A 9,758-nucleotide genomic window follows, 5' to 3' on the forward strand; every position below is an offset into this window, starting at 1 on the left:
ACTGGTTTGACCTGATCAATCCAGTTACCATAGCCCTCTTTTTTCATTTGCGCTAATGGAATAAAACGCAATGCCGCTGAGTTCATGCAATAGCGTTTGCCTGTAGGTGCTGGACCATCATCAAAGACATGACCGACATGTGAGTCGGCATAGCGGCTACGAATTTCGGTACGAGTGCCAAATATACCCCGATCTGCTTTTTCTATGACGAAGCTTGTATCCAAAGGACGGGTAAAGCTCGGCCAGCCTGTGCCAGATTTGTACTTATCACGTGAAGAATATAATGGCTCACCTGATACTACATCTACATATAATCCAGGCTCTTTATTATCCCAATAAGCATTATCAAAGGCGCGTTCAGTATCATCTTTTTGCGTGACTTTATATTGAATGCTACTCAGCGACTTTTTTAGCTCAACTTGTGAGGGCTTGACAAAATTATCTGGATTAAAGCCCAATTTTGTTGTCTCTTCTAAAGTTAGCACTTTCGATGCGCTATCTTCCACTCCTAACTCTACACTAGTAGAAGTTGGCTTAAACTGACTAAAGTCCAGCTCATAATCTTTACCATACACACTTTCTATAAACTGGTAACGACCAGAGTTAAAGGTATAGACCTTATAACGTAACGGATTTTTTTTATAATAATCTTGATGATACTCTTCTGCCGGATAAAAATCGCTGGCAGGAACAATTTCAATCACGACGGGTTTGTCATAAACACCCGAAGCTTGCAACGACTGCTTAGCCGACTCGGCTATCTGTTTTTCTTGCTCATTTTGGTAAAAAATAGCTGGACGATACTGCGTACCGCGATCGACAAACTGACCTTTATCATCGGTAGGATCAGCAATTCGCCATAAGGCTTGCACGATGCCATTGTAAGTGATTTTCGTTGGATCATAGTACACTTGAGCCGCCTCAGTATGACCTGTACCTCCTGCTGATACTGTACTGTAAGTTGGATTGGTAGATTGTCCACCAGCATAACCAGATACTACTTCAATCACACCAGGTATCTTTTCATAACCCGCTTCCACACACCAAAAACAGCCGCCAGCTACAGTAGCCACTGCCAAATTTGGATCAGTAGGTGCATAAGGGTTATCAACAGGCATGTTTTTTACAGTAGCAGTGTTCTCAGTAGAGGCGCAGCCAACGTAAAGAGTGCTACTTGCCGCGATAGCCATAACCACAGCGCTCGTCTTTAATTTTCGATTCATAAGATTTCCTAACAGTAACGTTATAAAATTATAGAACCCTTAAAAAGCACCCAAAATAAGCAATACTAAAAGATTCCTGTATCATTATATATGAAGGGCTTTTGATAAGTTTTCAACCAATTAAGAACACCTCATACACAAAACTGGTAATACCTTGTCTTACTAAGGCTTACTTTATTATGCAGCTTCGTCGTTACTTTCATTCTTGCTCATCCGATCCTCACTGGCCTGCTTGATCTTTATTAAGATGTCTTTAATCTCAGACTTAGACAGATAAGTCGGAACTGCATAGGTGTCACTGACTTCTTTAGCCGCAGCTTTCGCAATGCTATCAAAGTCACTACTTTGCATACCTTTGACCGTTGGACTGATGTTTAAAGTGGCAATCAATTCTCGTACTTGCGCGATAAGATGATCGGCAATCTCAGCGTCACTATTGCCAGCTTGCCCGTCCTTTACCATGCCAGTTTTTTTGGCCAGCTCCGCCAGTCTTTTTTGGCACGCTTGTCGATTGACATCGAGGACATAAGGCAGGACGATGGCATTGGCGCGACCATGAGGAATACTATAGTATGCGCCTAGCTGATGTGCGATAGCATGGACATAACCAAGACCCGCTTTATTAAAAGCGATACCGCCATAGTGCGCCGCTATTCCCATCTCTTCACGGGCTTTTAGATTGCCACCATCTTTGTATACGACTGACAGATACTCCATAACGGATTTGACCGCAGAGGCAGCATAATAGTCGGTCTCGACGCTGGCATTGGCACTCATCCAAGACTCTAGGGCATGTGTCAACACGTCTATACCCGTATCGGCGGTGATATGTGCTGGCATACCTTGCATAATAGTTGGATCAATGGCTGCAGCTAATGGCACCATCTTCGGGTCGATAGACAAGGCCTTTTGATGGGTCTTATCGTCGGATACGACTGCTCCCAATGTCGCTTCTGAACCCGTACCAGCTGTCGTTGGCACACAGTATAATGGCATAGAGGGTTTTTTCGCTTTAAAAAGACCAATAAGCTGCTGCGGTGTGCATTTATTTCCCTGTGCCATAGCGATCATTTTGGCTGCATCAATGACCGAGCCACCGCCGATGGCAATAATTGAGTCGCACTGAGCGTCAATAGATTGGCTCAAACCTTCTTCAACGACGGTAAAAGTAGGATCTGGCGTGATGCCATCGTAGACATGATAGCTGATGTTTTTACTATCTAGATAGTCAGTAATTTTGGCAGGAACACCAAGCTTGTTAAGCACCGCATCAGTGACAATAAATACATTGCTACTACCTTCACTGATAAGCATATCGCATAGATCCTCACAAGAGGTCTCACCGACGAATAACATTGGCCTTCTAATAGGTACTACATAAGAGAAGGCTTTTAATGCCTTGGCTCGAGTCTTGGCAACTGTCAAATAGCCTGCATGCTGTAAACCATTGGTACTTAATAATTTAGCAACAGAGTTTTGTTTTTTCGAGGGCATAAAAAATCCTTTTAATCATATTATAATTAACTACTCTCTAGCCTCATTGTGACAGTGTATTTCTTTAAATATAGTTATTATTGTGAACTGATGTGTTCTTATTTACCTAACCAACCATGCTCGTTAAAACGGCTATATAAGACCACAGGCCACAGCAGCGATGTAAAAAAAATGCTTTAAATTGACGTTTTTAATTCTACTGATGCTAAATCTTGCTTGCCTGCAGTAACTGCTTTGCATACCGATGCTTTGGATTTTCAAAAACATCTTCGGTAGGTCCAGACTCAATGCATATGCCTTCTTTTAGCACCATAATATGTTGGCATAATGCGCGTACGACTTTTAGGTCGTGACTGATAAACACGTAACTGATTTGCAGTTTTTCCTGAATTTCACGTAGCAAGCTGACCACAGTGACTTGCGTGGTGCTATCAAGTGCAGACGTTGGTTCGTCCAGTATCAATAGACTTGGCTTCATAATAAGTGCGCGCGCAAGTGCTACCCGCTGACGCTGCCCACCCGATAGCTCATGCGGATAACGCTGCGCAAACTCAGCAGGCAGGTGCACGGTCGCCAGACTATCTATTACTGCCTGCTGGCGAGCAACTTTGCCCACGCCTTTTACTAATAGACCTTCTTCAACTATCTGCATGACCGTCATACGCGGGTTAATACTGGCAAAAGGGTCTTGAAATACCATTTGAATCTGCGAGCGGAACTTACGCAACTCGCTCTTGGACAATGCTGAAATATCTTGTTCATTAACCAGTATCCGACCACCGACACGCGCTTGATTGCTGAGTAATTGACTTAGCGCAAGGGCAATCGTGGTTTTCCCAGAGCCTGACTCACCAACGATACCGAGTGCCTGCCCTTTTTGCAGGTTCATATCGACATTTTTTACCGCATCGAACCAGCGTTTAGTACTGCCGAACAAGCTTTTTTCAATCGGAAACTGTACTTGTAAGTTGCTGACCTGCAATACGGTTGGTTGCTGACTTGCATTATTAAATGAACTTAGCGCTTGCCCAAAGTCTTGCTTGATAAGCGATCGGGTATAGTCCGCTTTAGGCTGACTAAACACATCTGCGGTTTGCCCTTGTTCAATAGTGTGCCCTTGACGCATAACGATGACTTCATCGCTGTAGCGTCTAACCAAATTGAGATCATGGCTGATTAATATCATTGCCATATTGTGCTGACGCTTGAGATCATCTAACAGGGTGAGAATCTCATGTTGCAAGGTGACATCAAGCGCGGTGGTCGGCTCATCAGCGATCAAGATATCTGGCTGCTGCGCTAATGCCATAGCAATCATTACCCGCTGACGTTGACCACCAGACAGCTCATGCGGATAGCGATTCAGCTTGTCAGCAGGCTCAGTAATATTGACATCGTCTAACAAGGCAATACTTTTCTCTCGCCAGTGCTTTTTGGATACACCGCTGAGACGCAACGACTCGGCGATTTGCTTAGCGACGGTATGTAGTGGATTGAGCGCCGTCATCGGCTCTTGAAACACCATGCCGATGCGTTGACCGCGGATAGAGCGTAGCGCAGCATCACGTGTTTTTTGATTGCTTATCGGCAATGTCGTCATACCCGTGTCATCGGCCAATTTCACTTCACCAGTAACGGTCAAACTGTCTGATAACAAGCCCAACAGCGCAAGACTGGCAATCGATTTACCAGAACCCGACTCACCAACGATGGCTAGGGTTTGTCCTTGCCGTAGCTCATAGGATAAATTATCGACTAAAGGCACGCCAGAAGTGACAGCAATGCTAAGCTCATCCACTATCAGCATGAGTTTGTTTTGTACGTTGCTATGACTGTTGTTTAAACGGTTGTTTTGCTCAGTAGCAGTTTTCATATTGGCGTTTATCATCTTATCAGTTGTCATATCAGGAGCGCCTCGGATCAAAGGCATCACGCAGCGCTTCGCCAACGAAGATGAGCAATGATAAAATAAAGGTTAAGCTGAAAAATCCAGATAAGGCCAGCCAAGGGGCATCGAGGTTGTTTTTCCCTTGCACCATCAACTCACCAAGCGATGGTGACCCAGGCGGTAAACCATACCCTAAGAAGTCTAGCGCTGTTAAAGCAATGATATTAGCGGTTAGGATAAACGGCAGTTGTGACAAGCTTGAGGCCAACGCATTAGGCAAGATATGTCTGAGCATGATTTGACTGTCCGAAACACCAAGGTTGCGAGCGGCACGGACATAATCAAAGTTACGCGCCCGTAAAAACTCGGCGCGTACCAAACCGACCAATCCCATCCAGCCAAATAGCAGCATCATGGCAAACAGCATAAAGATGCTGGGACTAAACAAGCTGACCAAAATAATAATCATAAACAGCTGCGGCATCCCGCCCCACACTTCCATAAAGCGCTGCCCTGCCAAATCTACCCAGCCACCGTAATAACCTTGTATCGCACCGACGATGACGCCAATCAACGCACCTGCTAGCGTCAGTGCCAGACCAAACAATAACGATACCCGCATGCCATAAAGTATCCGCGCCAGCACATCACGGCCTAAATCATCAGTACCAAGCCAATTCTGGCTATTGGGTGGCGCAGGATATGGAATGCCCAGCTCAACGTTTGGCGTCTGATCGGCAAAGGGAATGGGCGGCATCACATAAAAGCCTTGCTCATTAATCAGCGTTTGCACCGCAGGGTCTTTGTAATTGGTTTCGGTCTCAAATACCCCGCCAAAAGTCGTCTCAGGATAGGCTTTTAGCACAGGAAAATAATAATCGCCTTGATACTGCACTAGTAGTGGCTTGTCATTGGCGATCACATTGGCTGCCATACAAAGGACAAATATCAGAGCAAAAATAACGAGCGATATGACGCCAAGACGGTTGTGACGAAAGCGGTTTAGGCGTGCTTGCCAGATAGGATTTAGGCGACGTTTTTTTTCTATAGGAATAGAAGATACGGTTGAGGGTGTTGAAGGTAATGGATGACTTGACATTAACGCCCCTCAAAATCAATACGAGGATCAATTAAATGATAACTTAAATCACTGATGAGCTGCAATAGTAGACCAACTAAGGTAAAGATAAACAGCGTACCAAATATCACTGGATAATCACGCTGCTGAATGGCTTCAAAGCCAAGCAGTCCTAAACCATCGAGCTTAAAGATGATTTCAATAAGAAAATTACCAGCAAAGAAAATCCCAACGATAGCTGCCGGAATACCAGCGATAATAATCAGCATCGCATTACGAAACACATGACCGTACAACACTTGACGCGCGCCTAAGCCTTTGGCTCGAGCGGTAAGCACGTATTGCTTACCCAGCTCCTCTAAAAAGCTAAACTTGGTCAAATAGGTTAAGCCTGCAAAGCCGCCAACGGTACTTGCTAGCAGCGGCAATGCCAGGTGCCAAAAGTAATCTTTCACTTTACCCAGTGCGCTTAATTGATCAAAATTCTCAGAGGTTAGTCCTTGCAGTGGAAAGATATTCCAGTAGCTACCACCCGCAAAAAACACCAGTAGTATGACTGCAAACACAAATACTGGTATTGCATGCCCAATGGCAAGTAGCATAGCGGTGGCTTTATCAATCCCCGAACCATGATGCATGGCTTTATAGACCCCGAGTGGAATGGCGATCATATAAATCAGCAGCGTACTCCACAGCCCAAGCGAGATCGATACTGGTAGCTTTTCTATAATGAGATCGGTCACTGTCTGGCCTTTAAAAAACGACTCACCAAAATCTAACTTGGCATAGTTCTTTAGCATTAACCAGAAGCGCTCAGGGGCTGACTTGTCAAAGCCGTATTGGGCATTAATTGCCGCAACCATCTCCTCCGATAGACCGCGCGTGCCTTGATAGGTGCTATCGTTGCCGCCTGCACTACCCGCGCCGATATTACCACCGAGCGCACTGTCTTTCGCACCCTGCTCGATAAGCGCTAGCTGCTGCTCCACAGGACCGCCAGGCGCTGCTTGTACAATTACAAAGTTCGCCAGCAATATCAAAAATAGCGTCGGTAATATCAGTAGCAATCTTTTTAAGATATAACGACCCATATGACAGCTTCCTAAAATAAACAGGTAGGACCACTTTTGGCGTGTCCTCATTTGAAAAATTGAATTGAGGACATGCCCTAGAATTTAAAAGTTATTTTTCAGCTCACGTAACGCGGCAAATACCGTCAGCGACTTATCATCATCAATAGCCATCTTAGCTTTGACGCCTGCAATCACACTCGGCTCTTGCGTGCGCAAAAACACATTGATTGCGCGCTCATGTTCTAGAGTGACTGGCAATGTCGGGATACCTTGGGCGGTTTTCTCTTCAGCTTGCGCCAATGCTTGCTGCATTGCTTCATTAGCAGGCTCAATAGATAGGCCAAAGCGCAGATTGCTGGCGGTATATTCATGAGCTGGATACAATAATGTCTCTGCTGGCAAGCCATTTAAACGCTTAAAGCTCTCATGCAACTGCTCAATCGTCCCCGTAAATACACGTCCACAGCCCGCACTAAATAAGGTATCACCGCAAAAGCAATGTTTACTACCATCGATATCTAATATATAAGCCATATGACTGGCCGTATGACCTGAGACATCCCATACTTGCGCGGAGCAGCCCCAAGCACTTACCGTACTACCATCTTTAATAGTTTGGTCTTCATCTACCGTATGCTCACTATGTGCGACCAGATGCGTCATCGGATAAGACTCTTGTAACTCTGCAACGCCGCCGATATGGTCATGGTGATGATGCGTAGTCCAAATAGACGTAAGCTCCAGCTCATTGTCTTCTAAGTAGGTAATGACAGGTTCAGCTTGACCGGGATCAATAACGATGGCTTGCTTGTTACCCTCGTTAATGAGCGTCCAAATATAGTTATCATTAAACGCTTTAATCGGGTGAATACGAATACTCATATCAAATCCTTACCAGTAGTTATAGGTGTTGCTTATGTTTTTATTCAAATCTTGAGAGTAGCTATTTTTTGATGAAAAATTAAAAACCATCGTTTATTTTCTTAAGTATTTGTTGACGCGTGCTTCGGCTTCTTTATTAACCCACCAATAATCGATACCGACAGCATTAGTTGGTAGCTTTTGGGTATGGCGATACTGATCCCAATAGGCCACATTGGTACCAGATTTGCCATATAGGGGCACTACATAATGTCCCCCGCGTAGTAGACGATCTAGCACCTGAGTGTATAAAACAATCTCGTCGCGATTTTCAGCATTTGCAAGTGCAGCTGTTATCTCATCAATGACTGTGTTTTTAATACCGACTGTATTTCTATTGCCAGGTTGATCAGCCGCCGCACTACCCCAAAATGCCGCTTGCTCAGCGCCAGGCGATAAACTCTGCGCAAATACATCGACCACCATATCATAATCAAAGCGGCGCATTCGCTCGTAATATTGCGGCCCATCCACTTGCCGTAGAGTCGCATCAAATCCCAAACGTTTTAAATTACGAATATAAGGCAATAAAACACGCCCCATGGTCTCGCCTGTCATCAAAATCTCAATTTGAGCAAGCTTGCCATCAGGCTGATATAACTTCATATCGTCATAATAAAACCCAGCATCGAGCAAAAGCTTACGCGCCTTTAATAACGCTTCACGATTAAAGCCGCTACCATCACTGGTGGGCAGTTGCCACTCTGCTAATACCGCTCTACGTTGAATTGGTTCAAGCTTAGGTAATAAAGGCGCTAGCACCTGCACCTCAGCAGTAGATGGCGTACCAGTAGCGGCAAGCTCTGAGCCATGAAAGAAGCTTTGCAAGCGTTCATACTGCCCATGAAATAATGTCTTATTCATCCATTCAAAGTCATAAGCTGCGGTTAATGCTTGACGCACGCGAATATCTTGAAAAAGTGGTCGGCGCATATTCATAACCAGTGCCTGCATCGGTACGGGATTCTGACTGCTGATGCTTTCTTTGTGAATAAGGCCTGCTTTTACTGCTGGGAAGTTGTAACCGGTTGCCCAATTAGAAGCTTTGTTTTCCGGGCGAAAGCGATATTGACCAGATTTGAAACCCTCAAAAGCAATTTCATCACTTTGATAATACACAAACTTAATCATATCAAAGTTATAACGACCGCGATTGACCATCAAATCACGCCCCCAATAATTGGGATCACGTACATAGCTGACTGAACGTCCGGCATCGACGCGTCCAAGCTTATAAGGTCCACTACCCATCAATGGCGTTAAGCTAATTTTTTCAAAATCAACATCAATAGAAGACTTGGCAAAAATCGGAAACTGCCCGACTGTTAATAGAATCTCTTTATTGTCATCAGAAGCAAAGACAAACTTCACTCGTTGCTTATCAATAATTTCAATATGTTTAATATCGCCCAAATAACTGCGGATATACATCGGCCCTTTATTCAGTATCGCATCATAAGTGGCTTTGACATCGTGACTGGTGACAGGTGACCCATCCCAAAAGCGCGCGGCTGGATTGATATGATAGATAATCCAGCTGGTATCCTCAGGGTCGTAGGTCACCTTACTTGCCAGCTGCGGATACATGGTAAAGGCTTCATTTAGTGAGCCTGTCATCAAAGTATCATATAAATAGTCAGTACCAATCATTGCTACACCCGTGGTCATCCATTTATTGGCTGCATTAAAGGTACCACGCGCATCAAGCGACAATGTCCCCCCTGTCGGCGCATTTGGATTGGCATAAGGCATGTATGGCGCGTCAATATACTTAGTCGGGCTATTATGACCAAGCGCGGTAGTGGTGATTGGCACCGCAATACTGGCTGGTATCCAGCTCATAGTGGTGATGAGTAAGACGGCTTTTAGCATGGCATTTTTTATCATCATGACCTTGTAACTACCCTCTAAACTCAATCAATTTAACTAATGAAAACTTAAATACTGACTGCAAAATAGCCATGTCGCGAGATTTTATCATAACAAACTTCAGTTTTTTTTAGCCATGTCGCGAGATTTTATCATAACAAACTTCAGTTTTTTAACCTAATGGTTTGCATTATTAAGTAGGTGCTATGAGG

7 protein-coding genes are annotated in these 9,758 nt (G+C 44.5%); all 7 read right to left on the reverse strand.

The window, feature by feature from the left end; genetic code table 11:
- Positions 1–1,223: peptide-methionine (R)-S-oxide reductase MsrB (gene msrB, locus PENNN9_RS06355; RefSeq protein WP_058368862.1), on the reverse strand; the 1,223-nt coding region annotated here is incomplete at its 3' end.
- 177 nt (positions 1,224–1,400) lie between these two features.
- Entirely contained in the window at positions 1,401–2,717 is a 1,317-nt protein-coding gene (locus PENNN9_RS06360) for an iron-containing alcohol dehydrogenase (protein ID WP_058368863.1), read from the reverse strand.
- Between the two features lie 205 nt (positions 2,718–2,922).
- Positions 2,923–4,620, reverse strand: a complete 1,698-nt coding sequence (locus PENNN9_RS06365; RefSeq protein WP_227511750.1) for an ABC transporter ATP-binding protein — start codon at positions 4,618–4,620, stop codon at positions 2,923–2,925.
- A gap of 1 nt (position 4,621) precedes the next feature.
- Complete coding sequence (locus PENNN9_RS06370) at positions 4,622–5,704, reverse strand: ABC transporter permease (RefSeq protein ID WP_058368864.1); 1,083 nt, start codon at positions 5,702–5,704, stop codon at positions 4,622–4,624.
- Positions 5,704–6,774, reverse strand: a complete 1,071-nt coding sequence (gene yejB, locus PENNN9_RS06375; RefSeq protein ID WP_058368865.1) for a microcin C ABC transporter permease YejB — start codon at positions 6,772–6,774, stop codon at positions 5,704–5,706. The genes PENNN9_RS06370 and yejB overlap by 1 nt, the downstream gene beginning before the upstream one ends.
- 84 nt (positions 6,775–6,858) lie before the next feature.
- Positions 6,859–7,638, reverse strand: a complete 780-nt coding sequence (gene gloB, locus PENNN9_RS06380; protein ID WP_058368866.1) for a hydroxyacylglutathione hydrolase — start codon at positions 7,636–7,638, stop codon at positions 6,859–6,861.
- Positions 7,639–7,731: 93 nt separating this feature from the next.
- On the reverse strand, positions 7,732–9,564 hold the full coding sequence (locus PENNN9_RS06385; RefSeq protein WP_058368867.1) for an extracellular solute-binding protein: 1,833 nt from the start codon (positions 9,562–9,564) through the stop codon (positions 7,732–7,734).
- Positions 9,565–9,758 lie beyond the last annotated feature (194 nt).

The sequence above is a fragment of the Psychrobacter sp. ENNN9_III genome, from assembly GCF_001462175.1.
Taxonomy (GTDB): domain Bacteria; phylum Pseudomonadota; class Gammaproteobacteria; order Pseudomonadales; family Moraxellaceae; genus Psychrobacter.

Excerpts from the sequence above, each read along its gene's own strand:
- PENNN9_RS06360 (WP_058368863.1), bottom strand. The coding sequence starts at position 2,717 with ATGCCCTCGAAAAAACAAAACTCTGTTGCTAAATTATTAAGTACCAAT.
- PENNN9_RS06365 (WP_227511750.1), bottom strand. The coding sequence starts at position 4,620 with ATGACAACTGATAAGATGATAAACGCCAATATGAAAACTGCTACTGAG.
- PENNN9_RS06370 (WP_058368864.1), bottom strand. The coding sequence starts at position 5,704 with ATGTCAAGTCATCCATTACCTTCAACACCCTCAACCGTATCTTCTATT.
- yejB (WP_058368865.1), bottom strand. The coding sequence starts at position 6,774 with ATGGGTCGTTATATCTTAAAAAGATTGCTACTGATATTACCGACGCTA.
- gloB (WP_058368866.1), bottom strand. The coding sequence starts at position 7,638 with ATGAGTATTCGTATTCACCCGATTAAAGCGTTTAATGATAACTATATT.
- PENNN9_RS06385 (WP_058368867.1), bottom strand. The coding sequence starts at position 9,564 with ATGATAAAAAATGCCATGCTAAAAGCCGTCTTACTCATCACCACTATG.